The organism is Streptomyces sp. NPDC003248, from assembly GCF_055563235.1.
Genome location: NZ_JBVHDT010000001.1, coordinates 473,348 through 492,943, shown reverse-complemented (window position 1 = coordinate 492,943; position 19,596 = coordinate 473,348). Strand labels below are relative to the sequence as shown.

Genomic DNA, 19,596 nt, shown 5'->3' with positions numbered 1-19,596 from the left:
GGCTGGGTCCTGCGGGGAAGGTCTCACAGAACATAGGAGTCCCGCCGAGCGCGTGCCGTTCCCCCCGCGGGTGACGCTCAGCTGCCATGGACGGCCAGGTCCTCCGGCTGAAGGGACACGCTGCGGTTCTCCGTCGCCGACAGCAGCACCGCGGCCGCGACCTCGACGGTCCGCATGCCCTGGCGCAGGGTGCAGATGTCGGCGTCCTTGCCGAGCACGGCGTCCCGGAACAGCTCGTGCTCGACGAGCAGCGGCTCCCGCTTCGGGATGGCGTAGCGGATCATGTCACCTTCGGAGACACCGCGGAAGGCGCGCAGGGCCTCCCACTCGGTCGTCACCGCCGCGTTGGAGTGGAACGTCAGGTCGGCGGTGAGGGTGTCGGCGATGAAGCAGCCGCGCTCACCGGTGACGGACGTGAACCGCTCCTTGAGCGGGCTCAGCCAGTTGACCAGGTGGTTGACCATGGTGCCGTCGTCCAGGCGGCCGACCGCGGAGACCATGTCCTCGTGCGGGCGGCCGCTCTTGGAGACGGTGTGCGCGGCGATGGACACGTACTGGCGGCCCGTCACCCAGCCCGTCAGGTCGATGTCGTGCGTGGCCAGGTCCTTGACCACGCCGACGTCGGCGATCCGGTGCGGGAACGGGCCCTGGCGGCGGGTGACGACCTGGTAGACGTCGCCGAGCTCGCCGGCCTCCAGGCGGGCGCGCAGTGAGCGCAGCGCCGGGTTGCACCGCTCGATGTGGCCGACGCCGGCCACCAGGCCCCGCGACTCGAACGCATCGACGAGCCGGCGGGCTCCCTCGACGGTGTCGGCGACCGGCTTCTCGATCAGCGCGCAGACGCCGGCCTCGGCGAGCGCCAGACCGACCTCCTCGTGCAGGTGGGTCGGGCAGGCCACGACGGCGTAGTCGATGCCGAGGGCGATCAGCTCCCGGACGGTGTCCAGGACGGGGGCGCCCTGCGCGGCGCCGAACGTGTCGCCCATCGGGTCGACGACGCCGACCAGCTCGACGCCGTCCAGACCGGACAGCACACGGGCGTGGTGACGCCCCATCGAACCGAGGCCGACGAGTCCGGCCCGCAGCGGCTTGCTCACAGGTGCTCTCCCAGCGCGTTCACGGCGGTGACGATGCGGTCCAGGTCCTGCTGGGTGAGGGCGGGGTGGACCGGCAGGGACACGACCTCGGCGGCCGCGCGCTCCGTCTCCGGCAGGTCCCAGGTGCGGCCGGCCTTCTGGTCCGGCTCCCAGAACGGCTTGAGCCGGTGGATCGGGGTCGGGTAGTACACGGCGTTGCCGATGCCCGCCTCGGTCAGCTTCGCCATGGCCGCCTCGCGGCCGCCCCGGATGCGCACGGTGTACTGGTGGTACACGTGGCGGGCGCCCTCGGCCGGCTTCGGCGTCACCACGTTCGGCGCGGTGATGTGCTCGGTGAGGTAGGCGGCGTTGGCGATGCGCTGCTCGGTCCAGCCCTCGACCTTGGTCCGCTGCACCCGGCCGATCGCGGCGGAGACGTCCGTCATGCGCACGTTGGCGCCGACGATCTCGTTGGCGTAGCGCTGCTCCATGCCCTGGTTGCGCAGCAGGCGCAGGGTCCGGGCGACCTCCGCGTCGGCCGTGCTGATCATGCCGCCCTCGAGGCTGTGCATGTTCTTGGTCGGGTAGAAGCTGAAGGTGCCCGCGGCGCCGAAGGCGCCGACCGGCGTGCCGTGCTGCGCCGCCGCGTGGGCCTGGCAGGCGTCCTCGACGACGGCGAGCCCGTGCTGCGCGGCGATCGCCATGATCCGGTCCATCGCGGCCGGGTGGCCGTACAGGTGGACCGGCATGACCGCCGCGGTGCGCGGGGTGATCGCCGCTTCGAAGGCCGCCGGGTCCAGACAGAAGGTGTCGGCCTCGATGTCGGCGAAGACGACGTCGGCGCCGACCAGCCGGACCACGTTGGCGGATGCCGCGAAGGAGAACGACGGCACGATGACCTCGTCGCCCGGACCGATGCCCAGCGCCATGAGAGCCAGGTGCAGCGCGGAGGTGCCGGAGTTGACCGCGACGCAGTGCCGCCCGGCGACCAGCTCCGAGAACTCCTCCTCGAAGGCGGCCACCTCGGGACCCTGGACGACCCGGCCGCTGCGCAGCACGCGCACCGCGGCCTCGATCTCCTCCTCGCCGATCACAGGCTTGGCGGCCGGTATGAACTCATGGGCGTCGGTCATCGACATCCCCTCCTCTACGGCGACCTCGAAGGCGCGTCGTGCGTGATCGGGAAGGGACCGCGTCGAACCCGGCACGGCCGCATCCCCGGGTGTTCACCGCAGCCTGTGGGCGGGCGAACGACTTGTGTACAGGACCCCGCCCCCGAGGGTTCCTTGCGGGAAGACAGCCGTATCCGGGCTGAAGGACCGGACGTGCAGTTCGGCTGTGGTCACGGTGCGCATGGCTGTGGCCACCGAGACCGGCGCTCACGTTACCAGCACAGACACAGTGACTTTCCCCAGGGTTACCACAGAGAAACCCCCTCGGCGGGCGCCCTCCATCACAAGCAGGACACAGGGTAACGCGCTCGGTAACAAGCGGCGAAACAGGCGGCGGCGCGGGTCGCCCGGTATCGCACCGGGTTCCCCGCACCGCCGTCACCGCACCGCCGTCACCGCACCGGCCCGGAGGCCGGCGGGAGCGTCAGTCCTCCGTGGCCGCCGAGACGGAGGGGGCGCTCTGCTGCGCCGCCGCCGTCTTCTTCGCCACCGTCTTGGCGGCCTTCTTGGCCGTCGTCTTCTTGGCTGCCGTCTTCTTCGCGGCCGTGGCGGTCTTCTTGGCCACGGTCTTCTTGGTGGCGGCCTTCTTGGCGGTGGCCTTCTTGGCCGTCTTGCGGGCGGCGGCCTTCTTGGCCGGGACGGCCTCGGCCGGCTCCTCGGCGGACTCCGCCGCCGGCGCCTCGGTCACCGCTTCGGCCGGGGCCTGGGCGGGAGCCTCGGCCGGGGCTTCGGCCGGGGACTCCGCGGCGGCCTGTGCCGGAGCGTCCGCCGCGGCCGACGGGACGACCACGACGGCCGTCTCCTCGGACGCGGTGGGCGCCGTCGCCTTGCGCACGGCCCGGCGCCGCGGACGGGCCGGGGCCGCGCTCTCGGCGACCGGCTCGGCGGCCGGCTCGGCAACGGCCTCCGCCGGGGCCTGCGCCTCGGGCGCGGGCTCGGCCGGGGCCCCGGCCTGCGCCGGCGCGGTCTCGGCGACCGTCACGACGGCGGCCTCGGCCCCCTCGGGGGAGCCGGCCGGAGCGGACACCTTGCGGGTGGCCCGACGGCGCGTGCGGCCCTTGGGCGCGGCCTCCTCCGCGGCGGCCGGGGCCTCGACGACCGGGTCCTCGACGGCGGCCGGTTCGGCCTGCGCGGCGACGGCCTCGGCCAGCTGCACCGGACGCTCGGCCTCCTCCTCGGCGGTGACGGCCTGAGCGGTGGGAACCGGCTCGGCACCCGCCGCGGCCGGCTCCGCCGGAGCCTCGGACACGGCGGCCTTCGGCGCGGCGGAGCCCCTCGGCGCACCCGCCGGGGCGGACGCCCGACGGCTCGCCCGGCGACGGCCGCGACCGCGCGTGGCCGCGGCCTCCGCCTCGGCGACGCTGCTGTACAGCTCCTCGTCGGGCGCGAAGTCGGGGGCCTCCAGCGCGACCGGCGGGGCCGCCTCGGCGGCGACCTCGGCCTCGGCCTCGGTCTCCTCGGCGGTGGTCACCGGGGTCTCGGCGGCCACGGCCTCGTGCTCGTGGTCGGGCACCTGCCCGTCCGCGCCGCGGCCGCGCTTCTTGCGCTTGCCCCCGCCGCCGGCGGCGGACGGCTGGTCGACGTGGACGATGACACCGCGGCCGTTGCAGTGCACGCAGGTCTCGGAGAAGGACTCCAGCAGCCCCTGCCCGACCCGCTTGCGGGTCATCTGGACCAGGCCCAGCGAGGTCACCTCGGCGACCTGGTGCTTGGTCCGGTCCCGGCCCAGGCACTCCAGCAGGCGCCGCAGCACCAGGTCCCGGTTGGACTCCAGCACCATGTCGATGAAGTCGATCACGATGATGCCGCCGAGGTCGCGCAGCCGCAGCTGGCGCACGATCTCCTCGGCCGCCTCCAGGTTGTTCCTGGTGACCGTCTCCTCCAGGTTGCCGCCCTGGCCGGTGAACTTGCCGGTGTTGACGTCGATGACGACCATCGCCTCGGTCCGGTCGATCACCAGCGAGCCGCCGCTGGGCAGCCAGACCTTGCGGTCCAGCGCCTTGGCGAGCTGCTCGTCGATCCGGTACGTGGCGAAGACGTCGACCTCGGAGGTCCACCGGGACAGCCGCTGGGCGAGGTCCGGCGCGACGTGCGACACGTACCCGTGGATCGTCGACCACGCGTCGTCGCCGCTGACGACGACCTTGGTGAAGTCCTCGTTGAAGATGTCGCGCACGACCCGGACGGTCATGTCCGGCTCGCCGTAGAGCAGCGTGGGTGCGTTGCCGCTCTTGGCCTTCTTCCGGATGTCCTCCCACTGCGCCTGGAGCCGCTCGACGTCGCGGCGCAGCTCGTCCTCGCTCGCGCCCTCGGCGGCGGTGCGCACGATGACGCCCGCGTCCTCGGGGACGATCTTCTTGAGGATGCTCTTCAGCCGGGCCCGCTCGGTGTCGGGCAGCTTGCGGCTGATGCCGGTCATCGAGCCCTCGGGCACGTACACCAGGTAGCGGCCGGGGAGGGAGACCTGACTGGTCAGCCGGGCGCCCTTGTGTCCGATCGGGTCCTTGGTGACCTGCACCAGGACCGACTGGCCGGACTTCAGGGCGGACTCGATGCGGCGCGGCCCGTTGGCCATGCCCAGCGCCTCGAAGTTGACCTCGCCGGCGTACAGGACGGCGTTGCGGCCCTTGCCGATGTCGATGAAGGCGGCCTCCATCGACGGCAGGACGTTCTGGACCTTGCCCAGGTAGACGTTGCCGACGTACGACGTCGACTGCTCCTTGTTGACGTAGTGCTCGACGAGCACGCCGTCCTCCAGGACGCCGATCTGGGTCCGGTCGCCGTGCTGCCGGACGACCATCACGCGCTCGACGGCCTCGCGGCGGGCCAGGAACTCGGCCTCGGTGATGATCGGGACGCGGCGGCGGCCCTGCTCACGGCCCTCGCGCCGGCGCTGCTTCTTGGCCTCCAGGCGGGTCGAGCCCTTGATGGACTGCACCTCGTCGGACGGCTCGCTCGCCTTGCGCGGCTCGCGCACCTTGACGACCGTCCGCTCGGGGTCGCCCTCGCCCGGCTCGCCGTCCGTGGAGGTGTCCCCGGCACGGCGGCGACGACGCCGGCGGCGACGGCTGCCGGCGGTGGAGCCGCCCGCTTCGTCGAGGTGTCCCTCCTCGGCGTCCTCTTCCTCCTGCTCGGCGGTGTCCTCGGCGTCCTGCGCGGCCTGCTCGGCGGCGAGGTCGTCGGACTCGCCGTCCCCGGCCTCTCCGTCGGCGGACTCGCCACGGCGGCGGCGACGGCCACCCCGGCGGCGGCGACGGCGCGAACCGCCGTCCTCGGTCTCGTCGTCGCCCTCGACGACGTCCTCGGCGGCCTCGTCGTCCTCCTCCGGCTCCGCCTCCTCCTCCACGGCGGCGGGCACGGCGGCGCTCTGCGCGGGCTCGGCGCTCTCGTCACCGGCGCCGGCGCTGCGGCGACGGCGGCGACGGCGCGAACCGGCCGCCTCCTCGGGAAGCTCCTCGGCGGACTCGACGGACACGACCGGGGCGGCGGGCGCCGCGGCCTCGGCGGGTGCGACGGCCTCCGCCGGCTCGACGGCCTCCGCCTCGGCGGCGGCTTCGGCCGCCGCGCGCTGCGGTGTCTGGAAGCGGGGCTCGGTGAACACGGGCGGCTGGAACACGGCGACGGCGGGACGTGCCGGGCGCCGCGGCGCGTCGGCGTCCTCGCCGGCCGGCCGCGCGGGCTCGGAGAAGCCGCCGGCGGCCTTGCGGACGACACGCCGGCGCGCACGGCGCGGAGCGGCGTCCTCGTCGGCCGGTGCGGCAGGGGCCGTGGCCTCGGGGGTGCGGACCGGCTGGGTGGCCTCGGGGGCCGCGACCGGCTCGGCGGCGGGCTGCTGGGCAGTGGCGGCCTCGGGAGCGGTGCCGGCCTCGGCCGTCTCGGCGGCGGTCTCACCGGTCTCGGCGGGCGTGGACACGCGGCGCGTGGCCCGACGGCGGGTGCGGCGCGGTGCGGCCTCCTCGGCGGCGGGGGTCTCGGCGGGGGTCTCCGTCCCGGCGCTCACGGCGGGCTCGGCGACGGCGGGCGCGGCCTCGGTCCGGGGCTCGGTCTCCGTCTCGCCCTCGGCGGTCTGCGGCGCGGCGGCGGGCGCGGAGACCCGGCGGGTGGCACGGCGGCGGGGACGCGCGGGCGCGGCCTCGGCGACCGGCTCCTCGACGGTCTTCTCGGCGGGCTCACCGGCGGACGCGGCGGCCTGCTCCGGCTCCTCGGCGGCCACCGCGGGCACCACGGTCTCCGCGGCCTCGGCCGCTACCGGAGCCCCGGCAGGCGCGGACGCCCGACGCGTGGCACGGCGGCGGGGACGCGCGGGCGCCGCCTCGACGTCCGGATCCGCCACAACGGCCGCACCGGCCTCGACGGCCTCAACGGCCTCGGGAGTCTCAACGGCCTCAGCAGCCTCGGCAGCCACCGGGGGCACCACGGTCTCCGCGGCCTCGGCCGCTACCGGAGCCCCGGCAGGCGCGGACGCCCGACGCGTGGCACGACGACGCGGACGCGCGGGCGCCGCCTCTGTGACCGGCTCCGCCACAACGGCCGCACCGGTCTCAACGGCCTCTGCCGTCTCAGCGGCCTCGACGGTCTCGTCCGTCGTCGCCTCGTCGCTGGTGTCCGTCACCAGATCGGCGACGGACTCGGCGGCCGGTATGGCCGGCGCGACCGTCTCGGCCGGGGTGTCGGTGGTGGCGGCCGGCGGACCGGCCGGGCGGGAAGCGGCACGGCGCCGACGGCGCGGCGGCAGGGTGTCGCTGGGGGTGTTGTTCGATGCGGAGTCCGTCACGGACTCGATGGCTTCGGTCGGCTCGAGCATGCGGGTGTGTCTCCCGTCAGGCTCCCGGGCGCCGCACCTGGTCCGGCATCGACCTCGTCGATCGCCGTTGACGTCCGCGGCTCGCGCTGTGCGCGGTGCCGCCGTCCGGGGCGCGGCCGCCGCACGGGAGCTCTCTGTGTCTTGTCTCGCCGGTTCCGTACGCCATGTTGCGTACGGCCTGGCGAAAGTCTTCTGGTCGGTGCGCTGCCCGACCCAGGTGGCTCCCGAGTACGAGGGCGGCGCTACGACGTCCGTCCCTGTGCGGAACCTTCCTTACGCCGACGCCTTCGCGGCGGCAGTCGGTTCGGCCGTTGAGTGGGCCTCGGCTGCCTCGCGGTCGGGCGCGAGCGGGTCGGTCACCGCGCCGGTCTCTTCATCGAACAGCCCCTGCGCCAGCCTGGTCACCGCTGCGGGGACCGGCGGCGCCAGGTCGGCCACGGCGCGGAGACCGGACAGGACGTCGTCGGGTCGTACGGCAGGCGTCACGTGCCGAACCACCAGCCGCAGTATCGCACAGGGCTGGTCGATAGGCCTATCAGCCGGTGGCAGGTGCGTTTCCAGCCGTACGACGGCGGGGCGGGCGTCGAAGGTGCGGACGCCGTTCTTGGTGAGGCGCTGGACCTCGACGGTGCCGGCCCCGTTGAAGGCCGCCACCGCGCGGTCGGCGTCCGCGGGGTCCACGCCGGGCAGGCGCAGTTCCCACACGGAGGCCGTGAGCCGGTCGGCGAGCCCCGTGGTGCGGGCCTCGACCGCCTCGATCACGTCGAGCCCGGTGGGCAGCGACTCGTCGAGGAGCTCGCGCAGCTTCTGCGGATCCCGCGCCTCGGTGAGCGCGATCTCCAGGTACTCCGCCTCGCTGCCCGTGCCGGTGGGTGCGGCATTGGCGTACGACACCTTCGGGTGCGGTGTGAACCCCGCCGAGTACGCCATCGGCACCTCGGCACGGCGCAACGCGCGCTCGAAGGCGCGCTGGAAGTCACGGTGGCTGGTGAACCGGAGGCGGCCGCGCTTGGTGTAGCGCAGTCGGATGCGCTGCACCGCGGGTGCGGGCGGCGGGCCTTCGGGCTGTCGCTTGCCCAGTGTCGTTCAGTCCTTCGTGAGAGCGGTCGTACTGCTACCAAGAGTACGTGTCCCACGGGCGGAAGGTTCCCCGCGGGCCGTGCCTTCCCGTTGCGGGGCCTCGCCGAAGAGCATCCGCCGGACGTCCGCGCGCGCCTGCCGCACGGACTGCCGGGCGGCGGACAGGGCCTGGGCGGCGGCCCGGCCCGCGGCGCGGGCGGCCTCGGCCGCCGGGCGCAGGACGGTGTCGCGGACGGCGTGCCCCACCGGGATCAGCACGGTCCGGTACAGCCGGCGCACCGGCTCCACGAAGATCCACCGGAAGAGGGCCGCCAGGAACCGTCCCACGACGAGCGAGACGCGCCCAGCGATCCGCCAGGCGTGCCCGATGGCGTCCCCCACCTCCCGCAGCACGACGGCGAGGACCCGGCCGACGGGTGCGAGGACCCAGCGCCAGAGCGCGACCGCGGGCAGGACGAGCAGGATCCGGGCCGTCCAGTGGAGGAGCTGGCCGAGCCCGGAGACGAGGGCGCGCAGCACCCCCAGGACCCCCCGCGCGCACCGGGCGATGGCCCGGCCGACCGGCGTGAGCACCCACGTGTACACCACGTGGGCGGGGACGGCGACCAGGTACCGCGCCAGCCAGACGAGCGCTGTGCCGAGGCCGGTGCCGACCGGGGTGAGCACGCGCGCGTAGAGCAGGGCGACGACCGCGCCGACCGCCCGGACCAGCCATGCGACGGCGTGGCCGACGGGTGTGAGGACGTAACGGTGGCACGCCGCCAGCGGGATGACGACCAGCACCTTCCCGAGCAGTCCGAGCGCCCGTCCGGCGGGGACGACGACGTACCGCCACAGGCCGACGAGCGGCAGGACGAACAGGACCCTGCCCAGCCACACCAGGGCCCGGCCGACGGGTCGCAGCACCGTGTCCCGCAGGAAGCGGCCGACGACGACGAGGGCGTCCCACGCCATCCGCACCGGCACGACCAGCACGAGCACGACGATCCGCACGGGCAGCCGGATCGCGACCACGAGGCATCCCTCGGACGGCGGCTGCGCGGGCGGTCGGGCGGGCGGCTTGTCGAGGTCCATGTACGGGTAGACGCCACAGCCGCCCGCGCGGATCCCGCGCGGGCGGCGGAACAGGGGGAACGCCACGGAACGCCACGGACCGCCCTGCGGCGACGAGCCTGGCGACACACGACAGGGAGCGCTCGCGACCGCTCCCGCCCCGCCCCTGCCCCTGCCCCTGCCCCTGCCCCCCCCCGTGCCCGCGCCCCCGCCGCTGGGCGACCACCCATCAGCACCCATCAGCACCCATCAGCACCCATCAGCACCCATCTGATTAGTCCGATATGTCGACCAATGGGCGCGTTCCGAGCCGGAAACCGGCTGGACGCTGCGCGTCCCGGTCAAGCTCGCATCCGGGTTCGGGGCATCACTCGAACCGGTTGAGGCAAGGAGCACACAGATGAGTCCTGTCTTCAGGACGCCTACGACCATCTCGCGGCGGAGACCGGCGACTTCACGTCCGGGACTGACGGCCGGGCACGGGTGCGCGAGGGCGGGTACGGTCGCCTCGCTCGCGCTGGTCCTGGCGGCCGGCCTGATGAGCCCGGCCACGGCGGCGGCACCGGGCACGGGGAACCTGACGGCCTCCGCCGAGGCCTCCACGGACGACCACCACCCCTGCAAGCCGGGCAAGCCGGGGAAGGGGAAGCCCAGCAAGCCCGGAAGGCCGGGCAAGCCCGGCAGGCCCGGGCCGAAAGCCGCGCCGAAAGCCGCGCCGTCCGGCGGCAAGGAGTGCACGGGACTACAGGGCCCCAAGGGCGACCCGGGCCCGGCGGGTCCCCCGGGCCCTCCCGGACCTCCGGGCCCTCCCGGACCTCAGGGAGAACCGGGTCCCCAGGGTGAAACCGGCCCGCAGGGCGAGGCAGGACCGCAGGGCGAACCCGGCGCGCAAGGAGAACAGGGGCCACAAGGCGAACCCGGCGCCCAGGGCGAACAGGGCCCCCAGGGTGAACAAGGTCCTCGGGGAGAACAGGGCCCTCGGGGCGAACAGGGGCAGCCGGGTGCCACCGGGCCGTGCGCCGACATCGACGGCTTCCAGGACCAGCAGGTCTACGAGGTCCGCGCCGCGGTGAGCGACGGCAACACCTACGCCGGGATCCGGGACGTCCGCCCCGGACAGAACCACACCCTGCGGTGGACCGACCTCAGCACCCGGACGGGCTACCCGGACGGCGGCGACACCGGCGAGGTCTGCGGCGTCTCCGTCAACGAGCACAGCCAGGGGAACCAGGACCTCGCGGGCATCAAGATCGACGTCCTCACCACCACGGGCCTGGTCTACGAGATCATCTGTACCGAGAGCCACAGCAGCAACACTCCGGCCACCCTGACCTGCCCGGACCCCGCTCCCCCGGCACTGGCCTGGCTGCCGCTGAACTCCCCGCAGCCGGGCGACGACAACAGCTGAGCGCACAGCACGTCCACGCCGAGAGCACTGAGCCCCCCGGCCCGTCGGGCAGGGGGGCTCAGTGCTGGACTTCAGTGGGAGTGTCCGCTCCCGGCCGGCTGCTTCACCGACAGCGGCAGCAGCTTCTTGCCCGTGGGACCGATCTGAATGCTCGTGTCCATCGCCGGGCAGACACCGCAGTCGAAGCACGGCGTCCAGCGGCAGTCCTCGACCTCCGTCTCGTCGAGGGCGTCCTGCCAGTCCTCCCAGAGCCAGTCCTTGTCCAGACCGGAGTCGAGGTGGTCCCACGGAAGGACCTCCTCGTAGGTGCGCTCACGGGTGGTGTACCAGTCGACGTCCACGCCGAAGGCGGCCAGCGCCTTGTCCGCGCAGCTCATCCAGCGGTCGTAGGAGAAGTGCTCGCGCCAGCCGTCGAAGCGGCCGCCGTCCTCGTAGACGGCGCGGATGACCGCGCCGATCCGGCGGTCGCCGCGGGAGAGCAGGCCCTCGACGATGCCGGGCTTGCCGTCGTGGTAGCGGAAGCCGATCGAACGGCCGTACTTCTTGTCGCCGCGGATCTTGTCCCGGAGCTTCTCCAGACGGGCGTCCGTCTCCTCGGCGGAGAGCTGCGGCGCCCACTGGAACGGGGTGTGGGGCTTGGGGACGAAGCCGCCGATCGAGACCGTGCAGCGGATGTCGTTCTGGCCGGAGACCTTGCGGCCCTCGGCGATCACGTTCATCGCCATGTCGGCGATCTGGAGGACGTCCTCGTCGGTCTCCGTCGGCAGGCCGCACATGAAGTACAGCTTCACCTGGCGCCAGCCGTTGCCGTACGCGGTGGAGACCGTACGGATCAGGTCCTCCTCCGAGACCATCTTGTTGATGACCTTGCGCATGCGCTCGCTGCCGCCCTCCGGCGCGAACGTCAGGCCCGAGCGGCGGCCGTTGCGGGTCAGCTCGTTCGCCAGGTCCACGTTGAAGGCGTCCACCCGGGTCGACGGGAGGGACAGGCCGATCTTGTCCTCCTCGTAGCGGTCCGCCAGGCCCTTCGCGATGTCACCGATCTCCGAGTGGTCCGCGGAGGACAGGGAGAGCAGGCCGACCTCCTCGAAGCCCGTCGCCTTCAGACCCTTCTCGACCATCTCGCCGATGCCGGTGATGGAGCGCTCGCGCACCGGGCGGGTGATCATGCCCGCCTGGCAGAACCGGCAGCCGCGGGTGCAGCCGCGGAAGATCTCCACCGACATGCGCTCGTGGACCGTCTCGGCGAGCGGCACCAGCGGCTGCTTGGGGTACGGCCACTCGTCGAGGTCCATGACGGTGTGCTTCGACACGCGCCACGGCACCCCCGACTTGTTCGGTACGACACGGGCGATACGGCCGTCGGAGAGGTACTCCACGTCGTAGAACCCCGGGATGTACACCGATCCCGTCCTGGCCAGGCGGAACAGGACCTCCTCGCGGCCTCCGGGGCGCCCCTCCGCCTTCCACTCGCGGATGATCTTCGTCATGTCGAGCACGGCCTGCTCGCCGTCGCCGATGATCGCCGCGTCGATGAAGTCGGCGATCGGCTCCGGGTTGAAGGCGGCGTGCCCGCCGGCCAGCACGATCGGGTCGTCGAGCCCCCGGTCCTTCGACTCCAGGGGGATCCCGGCCAGGTCCAGGGCCGTGAGCATGTTGGTGTAGCCCAGCTCCGTGGAGAAGGACAGGCCGAACACGTCGAACGCCTTCACCGGCCGGTGGCTGTCCACCGTGAACTGCGGGACGCGGTGCTCCCGCATCAGCGCCTCCAGGTCCGGCCACACGCTGTAGGTGCGCTCGGCGAGGACGCCCTCCTGCTCGTTGAGGACCTCGTAGAGGATCATGACGCCCTGGTTGGGCAGACCGACCTCGTACGCGTCCGGGTACATCAGGGCCCAGCGGACGTCACAGTCGTCCCAGGGCTTGACGGTGGAGTTCAGCTCGCCGCCCACGTACTGGATCGGCTTCTGCACATGCGGGAGCAGGGCTTCGAGCTGCGGGAACACCGACTCGACAGACATCGGGGGAACCTTCGTGAGCTGACTGGGGGTACCCCCCGGCCGGAGGCTGGGGGACGGGTGACCATCTAGCCTAACCCGCCCGCGGGCGCCTCCCAGACCGCCGTTCTCCCCCTGATCGCCGCCCACGCTCCGGGCAGCGCCGCCTCCGCGAGCTCCGCCCGCCGCTCCTCCCGGCCGTACAGCAGGCCGTACGCGAAGGCGTCCTCCCCCGCCGCGTGCGCCTCGGCGGCGAGGTCGCGCAGGGCCTCGCGGGTCATCACGCTGTCCTGGTGGTCGCCGAGCAGACCCTGGAGGGACTTCATCTGCCGGACGAGGTCGGCGGCGGGCTCGCCGAGCGCCGGCACCGCCGCCTCCGCCGCGTAACGGGTCCGCTTGGCCTTCTTGCGGGCCTCGTGCAGCGCCAGGTCGCGCTCCGGCCCGGCCGGGTGCCCGAGCGCCTCCCCGACGAGGGCCGCCACCTGCCCGAAGTCCTTGCGCACGGCCCTGGCGATCACCTTCGACGGCTCACCGGCGGCGGCCGGAAGCAGCGGCGGCTCGTCCACCAGCCGGTCCAGCGCGGCCAGCAGCGCCAGGTACCGGCCGCCGTCCAGGACGGCGGTCAGACGGCGGGAGCCCCCGCCGCGCGTCCGCGACCAGGTGCGCAGACGGGCGCGGACCGGGCCGGTGGCCGACGGGGCGGGCAGCCGGTCCACGGCGGCCGTCAGCCGCTCCAGGAGCACCTCCTGATCCCGGTCCACGCCCAGTTCCCCGGCGAGCCACTTCAGTTCCTCGCCGACGGGTCCGGTGACGGAGCGGTCGAGGACCTTGGCGTGGGACCTCAGGGCGCTGCGGGCGCGGCGGGTGGCGACGCGCATGCGGTGCACGAAGTCGGGCAGGTCCCGGCGGACGGCCGGGTCGAGCTCGACGAGGGCGTCCCGCTGGGCGCGGAGGTAGGCCAGGACGTGGTCGCCGGCGGTCACGGGCCCGCCGGCGGACGGTCCACGCCCCGCTCCCGAGGCGGCCTCCCCCTTCCCCGGCCGGATCTCCGCCAGCGCCCGCGCCAGTTTCGACGCCGACCGGGACGGCCGTACGCCCGCCCCGCGCAGCGTTCGCTCCACCTGGTCGAGGAAGGCGGGGTCGCCGCCGTCGGCGAGTTCGACCTCGATCTCGCTCCACCGGGCGGAGCCGCCCGCGCCGGTCAGCCGGTCCGCCCGGACGGCGTCCGCACTGACCTCGGCGAGCAGCCGGCCCTCCGCGTCGACGAGCTCGCGCACGTCCCGGGCGGAACGCAGCCGGACCACCGGGACCAGTTCGGCGTCCCGGACCCGGGAGCGGACCAGGCCGGCCAGGAGGTCCGGGACGGTGTCGGACAGCGGCGCGCGGATCTCGTCGCGGACGCCCGGGGCGACCGGGAGCTTCAGGTGCCAGCCCGCGTCGGAGCCGCCGGTGCGGCGGCGCAGGGTGACGGAGGCGGCGGCGAGGCGTTCGTCGGCGGTGTCGTAGTAGACGGCGTCCAGTTCGGCGATGCCCCGGTCGAGTACGGCCGCGACCCCGGCGACGCCGGTCAGGTCGGGCAGTCCGCTGTCGTCGGATGCGTACTTGCGCTCGATCTCGCGTCTCGTCTCCGCCATGAACCGAATCTAGTGGCAAGCCGGGGCCGGAGGGCAGTTCCCTCCGGCCCCGGCTCAGCCCCGGATCGGCTCCCGATCGGCCCCGGATCGGCCTTGGGTCGGCCTTGGGTCAGGTGCTCGGCCGGCCGTGTCGCGCTCCGCTCACGCGGACATGGGCCGTTGGACCCGGATCGACTGCAAGAGCCCCACCGCCACCCACACCGCGAACATCGACGAGCCTCCGTACGACACGAACGGCAGCGGAAGACCGGTGACCGGCATGATGCCGAGCGTCATGCCGATGTTCTCGAAGGACTGGAAGGCGAACCAGGCGACGATCCCGGCGGCGACGATCGTGCCGTACAGCTCGCTCGTCTCACGGGCGATGCGGCAGGAGCGCCAGAGGATGACGCCCAGCAGAACGATGATCAGGCCACCGCCCACGAAGCCGAGTTCCTCGCCCGCCACCGTGAAGACGAAGTCCGTCTGCTGCTCGGGGACGAACTGACCGGTGGTCTGGGACCCCTGGAACAGCCCGGACCCGGTCAGTCCGCCCGAGCCGATCGCGATCCGGGCCTGGTTGGTGTTGTAGCCGACGCCCGCCGGGTCGAGGCTGGGGTTGGCGAAGGCCGCGAAGCGGGCGATCTGGTAGTCGTCCAGGATGTGCAGCTGCCACACCGCGACCGCGCCCGTCGCGCCCGCGCCGAGCAGGCCGAAGACCCAGCGGTTGGAGGCGCCCGAGGCCAGCAGCACACCCAGCACGATGATCACCATGACCATGACGGAGCCCAGGTCGGGCATGAGCATCACGATCATCATGGGGACGGCGGCGAGGCCGAGGGCCTGGAGCACCGTGCGGTGGTCGGGGTAGGGCTTGTCGCCGGCGTCGACCCGGGCCGCCAGCAGCATCGCCATGCCGAGGATGATCGTGATCTTCACGAACTCCGAGGGCTGGAGCGAGAAGCCCCCGCCGAGCACGATCCACGAGTGCGCGCCGTTGACGGTGGAGCCGAGCGGGGTGAGCACCAGCAGGATCAGCAGGACCGACAGCCCGTAGAGGACCGGCACCGCGTTGCGCAGGGTGCGGTGGCCGAGCCAGACCGTACCGGCCATCAGGGCGAGCCCGATGCCGGTGTTCATCAGGTGCCGGATCAGGAAGTAGTACGGGTCGCCCTGGTTGATCTCGGTGCGGTTGCGGGTCGCCGAGTACACCAGCAGCGAGCCGATCAGCGACAGGGCGACGGCCGACAGCAGTATCGGCCAGTCCAGGCGCCGGGCCATCGAGTCGCGGGCGAAGAGCCGCGTCCAGCCGGCCCGCTCGGGCCCGTACCCGGAGACGGAGAAGCTGTTCGCGCCGGTCATGTGCACTTCCTCCGGCTTCCTCGCCCGCGCCGTCGCCGCCGGGTGTCACGGTTCTCCGCCTCGGGCGAGGCCACGGTCGCGGCGGGCTGCGTCCCGTCGTCCGTGGGCGCGCCCTCCTCGGTGGCCTTCTGGCTGGCCTGCTGCTCCTTGGCCGGGTCCTTGGAGATCTTCGGGGAGGCGATGGTGCCGTCCGTCTTGATCTTCGGCAGGTCCTTCAGCGGAGTGGGCAGCAGCGCGTTCTCCTTGTTGATGGTGCCGTCGTCGGACACGCCGTACAGCGCGTCGTAGATGTTGCGCACGGCCGGGCCCGAGGCGCCGGAGCCCGTACCGCCCTGGGAGATCGTCATGACGATGGTGTAGTCCTCGGTGTACGTGGCGAACCAGGACGTCGTCTGCTTGCCGTAGACCTCGGCGGTACCGGTCTTGGCGTGCATCGGGATCTCGTCCTGGGGCCAGCCGCCGAAGCGCCAGGCGGCGGTACCGCGGGTGGCCACGCCCTCGAGGGCCTCGTCCATCTGGGCCAGCGTCTTCTGGGAGACCGGCAGCTTGCCGTGCGACTGGGGCTCGATCTCCGTCACGGTCTTGCCGTCGGCGCTGACGATCGCCTTGCCGACCGTGGGGTCGTAGAGGGTGCCGCCGTTGGCGATGGCCGCGTAGATGGTGGCCATCTGGATCGGGGTCACGAGGGTGTCGCCCTGGCCGATGGAGTAGTTGATCTCGTCACCGGCACGCATCTTGTTGCCCTCGAGGCAGTTCTCGTACGCGATCTTCTCGACGTAACTGCCGTCCTTCTTCCCCGTCTTGCACCAGGCGTCCTTGTTGGCCTCCCAGTACGACTGCTTCCACTCGCGGTCGGGGACGCGGCCGGTGACCTCGTTGGGCAGGTCGATACCGGTCTCCTCGCCGAGGCCGAACTGGTGGGCGGCCTTGAAGAAGTAGTCGTTGGGCTTCGCCTTCGGGTCGATGCCGCCGTCCTTCTGCCACTGGCTGTGGGCGAGCCGGTAGAAGACGGTGTCGCAGGAGACCTCCAGGGCGCGGCCGAGGCTGATGGGGCCGTAGTTCGCCGACTCGAAGTTCTTGAAGACCTGGCCGCCGACCGAGTACGAGCTGGAGCAGTCGTAGCGGCCGTCGAAGTCGTAGCCGGCCTCCACCGCGGCGGCCGTGGAGACCACCTTGAAGATGGAGCCGGGCGCCGCCTGGCCCTGTATGGCCCGGTTGAGCAGCGGGTAGTTGGAGGACTTGCCGGTCAGCTGCTGGTAGTCCTTGGCGGAGATGCCGCCGACCCACGCGTTCGGGTCGTACGTGGGGTTGGACGCCATGGCGACGACGCGGCCGGTCTTGGCCTCCATCACGACGACCGCTCCGGCGTCGGCCTTGTAGTTGACCCCGGTGTTGCGGTCGAGCTGCTTGCGGGCCTCCTTCATCGCCTCGTTCAGCTCGTACTCGGCGACCCGCTGCACGCGGGCGTCGATGCTGGTGACGAGGTTGGAGCCGGGCTCGGCCGGGGTGGCCTCGGCCTCGCCGATGACACGGCCGAGGTTGTCGACCTCGTACCGGGTGACGCCGGCCTTGCCGCGCAGTTCCTTGTCGTACTGGCGCTCCAGGCCGCTGCGGCCGACCTGGTCGGAGCGGAGGAAGGGCGAGTCGGTGTCCTGGGCCTTGGTGATCTCCTCGTCGGTGACCGGGGAGAGGTAGCCGAGGACCTGGGCCGTGTTGGCCTTGCCGGGGCTCGGGTAGCGGCGTACGGCCTCGGGTTCCGCGGTGATGCCGGGGAAGTCCTCGGCGCGCTCACGGATCTGGAGGGCCTGCTTGGGTGTGGCCTCGTCGGTGATGGGGATGGGCTGGTACGGCGAGCCGTTCCAGCAGGGCTGGGGGGTCTCCGCGTCGCACAGCCGGACCTTCTGCATGACCTCCTCGGGGGACATGCCGAGGACGCCCGCGAGCTTGGTGAGGACGGCCTTGCCGTCGTCCTTCTGCTTCAGCAGGTCGGTGCGGGAGGCGGAGACGACCAGCCGGGTCTCGTTGTCCGCGAGCGGCACCCCGCGCGCGTCCAGGATGGAGCCGCGCACCGCGGGCTCGACGACCTGCTGAACGTGGTTGCCGGAGGCCTCCTTGGCGTACTCCGCGCCCTCCCGGATCTGGAGATACCACAGGCGGCCGCCGAGGGTGCCGAGGAGGGAGAGGACGAGGATCTGGATCACGACGAGCCGGATCTGGACGCGTGGGGTCCGCCCGGTCTCGGGAATGTTGGTCACTGCGGCTGTCTCCCCCTCTCAGCGCGCGAACGTATGTGCGCGGACGAATGATGAACGACGGGCCGGTGCGGCCTCGTTCCGCCGGAACTTCCCCGTTCGGGTGAACTCCCCCGCGGTCACAGCCGCTTGACCCCCTTGATCCGGCCGGCGCGGGCGACCCGGGAGCGCGCGGCCCGCAGTTTCAGACCGCCCCGCTGGCCGCCGATCCGCAGACCGGTGCCGGAGGCGAGCCACCCGGAGGAGATGTCGGCCTTCTGGGCGGCGTTGGTGTCGGCCAGCGGGTCGTTCTCCGCGCGCCGGGCCAGGAACATCACGGCGGGGACGACGAACGGGGCGAGCAGCAGGTCGTACAGGGCCGCCGAGAACAGCAGCCCGGTGAGGCCCACATGGCGGGCGGTGGTGTCGCCGACGAGGGCGCCGACCCCCGCGTACAGCAGGGTGGAGCCGACCGCCGCGGCGACGACCACGACCATGGGGCCGGTGGCCGACTTGATCTGCCCGGTCTCCGGCTTGACGAGACCGGCGAGGTAGCCGATCACGCACAGCACGAGGGCGTAGCGGCCGGCCGCGTGGTCGGCGGGCGGGGCGAGGTCGGCGAGCAGGCCGGCGCCGAAGCCGATGAGGGCGCCGCCGACATGGCCGTACACCATGGCCAGGCCCAGGACGGTGAGGAGGAGCAGGTCGGGGACGGCGCCGGGGAGGTGGAGGCGGGCGAGGACGCTCACCTGGACCACCAGGGCGACGGCGATCAGCGGGACGGAGAGCAGGATCCGGTTGACGCGCATGGTAGTCAGCTCCTACTGCTCGTCCTGGCCGTCGGCGGGTGCGTTCGCGTCCGGGGTGACCGTGACGGTCACCGTGGGCGTGGGGACCGGTTGGGGCTTCGCGGGGAGCACGGTGTCGCGGGGGTCCTTCTTCGGGGCCTCGACGACGACGCCGACGATGTCCAGCTTGGTGAAGCTGACGTACGGCGTGACGTAGAGGGTGCGGGTCAGGTCGCCGCCGGAGGGGTCGACGCGGGAGACCACGCCGACGGGGACGCCGGGGACGAACGGCTTGTCGGCCTGCGAGCCGAAGGTGACGAGCCGGTCGCCCTTCTTCACCTCGGCCTTGCCGTTGAGGAGTTCGACGCGCAGCGGGCGGTCGCCCTGTCCGGAGGCGAAGCCGAGCTCGTCGCCGGCCTCCATGCGCGTGCCGACGGTGAAGTCGGGGTCGTTGGCGAGGAGGACGGTGGCGGTGTCCGGGCCCACGGTCGTCACCCGGCCGACGAGTCCGTCGCCGTTGAGGACGGTCATGTCCCGCTCGATGCCGTCGTCGGCGCCGATGTCGATGGTGACGGTCCAGGAGAAGCCCTGGGCCGCTCCTATCGCGATGACCTCGGCGCCCTTGATGCCGTACTGGCCGGCGCCGGCGGTGCGCAGCATCTTGTCGAGCTGCGCCAGGCGGCTGCGGTTGCGGTCGTCGCTGCCGAGCTTCGCCTTGAGGGCCGCGTTCTCCTGCTCCAGTTCGGCGAGCCGGTCGTGGCGTTCGCCGGAGTCGCGGACCGCGGAGACGGCGTTGCCGACCGGGTCGACCGCCGAGGCCACCCCGTTCTCGACCGGGCCGAGGACCGCGGCCGCGGCGCGCCGGGCCCCGTCGACCGGGGAGTCCTCGCCACCGCGGATGTCGACCGTGATCAGTGCGAACGCGACGGCGATCAGCAGCACCAGGAGCAGCCGGCTCTCTCGTGTGTCCCTCACGTGCGGCGGCCGTGCCCTTCTCATAGGAATCGGGAAT

Annotated in this window: 12 protein-coding genes; 1 reads left to right on the top strand and 11 read right to left on the bottom strand. The window is 72.9% G+C overall.

The genetic code is table 11. The features are described 5' to 3' along the window. Positions 1 to 77: 77 nt before the first annotated feature. The 5 genes from ACZ3KJ_RS02105 to ACZ3KJ_RS02085 all read right to left on the bottom strand — a co-directional run bounded on the left by ACZ3KJ_RS02105 (position 78) and on the right by ACZ3KJ_RS02085 (position 9,206). A complete protein-coding gene (locus ACZ3KJ_RS02105) occupies positions 78 to 1,097 on the bottom strand; it encodes a Gfo/Idh/MocA family protein (RefSeq protein WP_467523884.1) in 1,020 nt (339 codons plus the stop codon). Beyond that, positions 1,094 to 2,209, bottom strand: coding sequence for a DegT/DnrJ/EryC1/StrS family aminotransferase (locus tag ACZ3KJ_RS02100; RefSeq protein ID WP_467523882.1), 1,116 nt, complete (start codon positions 2,207 to 2,209; stop codon positions 1,094 to 1,096). The genes ACZ3KJ_RS02105 and ACZ3KJ_RS02100 overlap by 4 nt, the downstream gene beginning before the upstream one ends. 463 nt (positions 2,210 to 2,672) lie before the next feature. Then, positions 2,673 to 7,052, bottom strand: coding sequence for an Rne/Rng family ribonuclease (locus ACZ3KJ_RS02095; RefSeq protein WP_467523880.1), 4,380 nt, complete (start codon positions 7,050 to 7,052; stop codon positions 2,673 to 2,675). A gap of 273 nt (positions 7,053 to 7,325) precedes the next feature. Beyond that, positions 7,326 to 8,090, bottom strand: coding sequence for a TIGR03936 family radical SAM-associated protein (locus ACZ3KJ_RS02090; RefSeq protein WP_467523879.1), 765 nt, complete (start codon positions 8,088 to 8,090; stop codon positions 7,326 to 7,328). 48 nt (positions 8,091 to 8,138) lie between these two features. Then, the gene (locus tag ACZ3KJ_RS02085; RefSeq protein ID WP_467524791.1) at positions 8,139 to 9,206 is read right to left on the bottom strand and encodes a hypothetical protein; all 1,068 of its coding nucleotides are present in this window, start codon (positions 9,204 to 9,206) and stop codon (positions 8,139 to 8,141) included. 1,048 nt (positions 9,207 to 10,254) lie between these two features. On the opposite strand from ACZ3KJ_RS02085, the gene ACZ3KJ_RS02080 reads away from it, so the two are divergent. Further along, positions 10,255 to 10,593, top strand: coding sequence for a hypothetical protein (locus ACZ3KJ_RS02080; RefSeq protein ID WP_467523877.1), 339 nt, complete (start codon positions 10,255 to 10,257; stop codon positions 10,591 to 10,593). 71 nt (positions 10,594 to 10,664) lie between these two features. Here the strand turns inward: ACZ3KJ_RS02080 and ACZ3KJ_RS02075 are convergent, their stop codons facing one another. From ACZ3KJ_RS02075 to mreC, 6 genes are all read right to left on the bottom strand, one after another. Next, on the bottom strand, positions 10,665 to 12,614 hold the full coding sequence (locus tag ACZ3KJ_RS02075) for a TIGR03960 family B12-binding radical SAM protein (protein WP_467523876.1): 1,950 nt from the start codon (positions 12,612 to 12,614) through the stop codon (positions 10,665 to 10,667). Between the two features lie 65 nt (positions 12,615 to 12,679). Then, the gene (locus ACZ3KJ_RS02070; RefSeq protein ID WP_467523875.1) at positions 12,680 to 14,224 is read right to left on the bottom strand and encodes a CYTH and CHAD domain-containing protein; all 1,545 of its coding nucleotides are present in this window, start codon (positions 14,222 to 14,224) and stop codon (positions 12,680 to 12,682) included. A 141-nt stretch (positions 14,225 to 14,365) separates the two neighbouring features. Then, the gene (gene rodA / locus ACZ3KJ_RS02065) at positions 14,366 to 15,565 is read right to left on the bottom strand and encodes a rod shape-determining protein RodA (RefSeq protein ID WP_467523874.1); all 1,200 of its coding nucleotides are present in this window, start codon (positions 15,563 to 15,565) and stop codon (positions 14,366 to 14,368) included. Next, positions 15,562 to 17,820: a penicillin-binding protein 2 gene (mrdA, locus tag ACZ3KJ_RS02060; protein WP_467523872.1), complete on the bottom strand. Its 2,259-nt coding sequence runs from the start codon at positions 17,818 to 17,820 to the stop codon at positions 15,562 to 15,564. The genes rodA and mrdA overlap by 4 nt, the downstream gene beginning before the upstream one ends. Before the next feature lie 116 nt (positions 17,821 to 17,936). Continuing rightward, positions 17,937 to 18,605 carry a rod shape-determining protein MreD gene (gene mreD / locus ACZ3KJ_RS02055; RefSeq protein WP_467523871.1) on the bottom strand — a complete coding sequence of 223 codons (669 nt, stop codon included), beginning with the start codon at positions 18,603 to 18,605 and terminating at the stop codon, positions 17,937 to 17,939. 12 nt (positions 18,606 to 18,617) lie between these two features. Continuing rightward, positions 18,618 to 19,559, bottom strand: a complete 942-nt coding sequence (gene mreC, locus ACZ3KJ_RS02050; RefSeq protein ID WP_401697174.1) for a rod shape-determining protein MreC — start codon at positions 19,557 to 19,559, stop codon at positions 18,618 to 18,620. Between the last annotated feature and the right edge of the window lie 37 nt (positions 19,560 to 19,596).

Coding starts and splice junctions, on each gene's coding strand:
- ACZ3KJ_RS02095 (WP_467523880.1), bottom strand. CDS start 7,052: ATGCTCGAGCCGACCGAAGCCATCGAGTCCGTGACGGACTCCGCATCG.
- ACZ3KJ_RS02100 (WP_467523882.1), bottom strand. CDS start 2,209: ATGACCGACGCCCATGAGTTCATACCGGCCGCCAAGCCTGTGATCGGC.
- ACZ3KJ_RS02070 (WP_467523875.1), bottom strand. CDS start 14,224: ATGGCGGAGACGAGACGCGAGATCGAGCGCAAGTACGCATCCGACGAC.
- ACZ3KJ_RS02075 (WP_467523876.1), bottom strand. CDS start 12,614: ATGTCTGTCGAGTCGGTGTTCCCGCAGCTCGAAGCCCTGCTCCCGCAT.
- ACZ3KJ_RS02085 (WP_467524791.1), bottom strand. CDS start 9,206: ATGGACCTCGACAAGCCGCCCGCCCGACCGCCCGCGCAGCCGCCGTCC.
- rodA (WP_467523874.1), bottom strand. CDS start 15,565: ATGACCGGCGCGAACAGCTTCTCCGTCTCCGGGTACGGGCCCGAGCGG.
- mreD (WP_467523871.1), bottom strand. CDS start 18,605: ATGCGCGTCAACCGGATCCTGCTCTCCGTCCCGCTGATCGCCGTCGCC.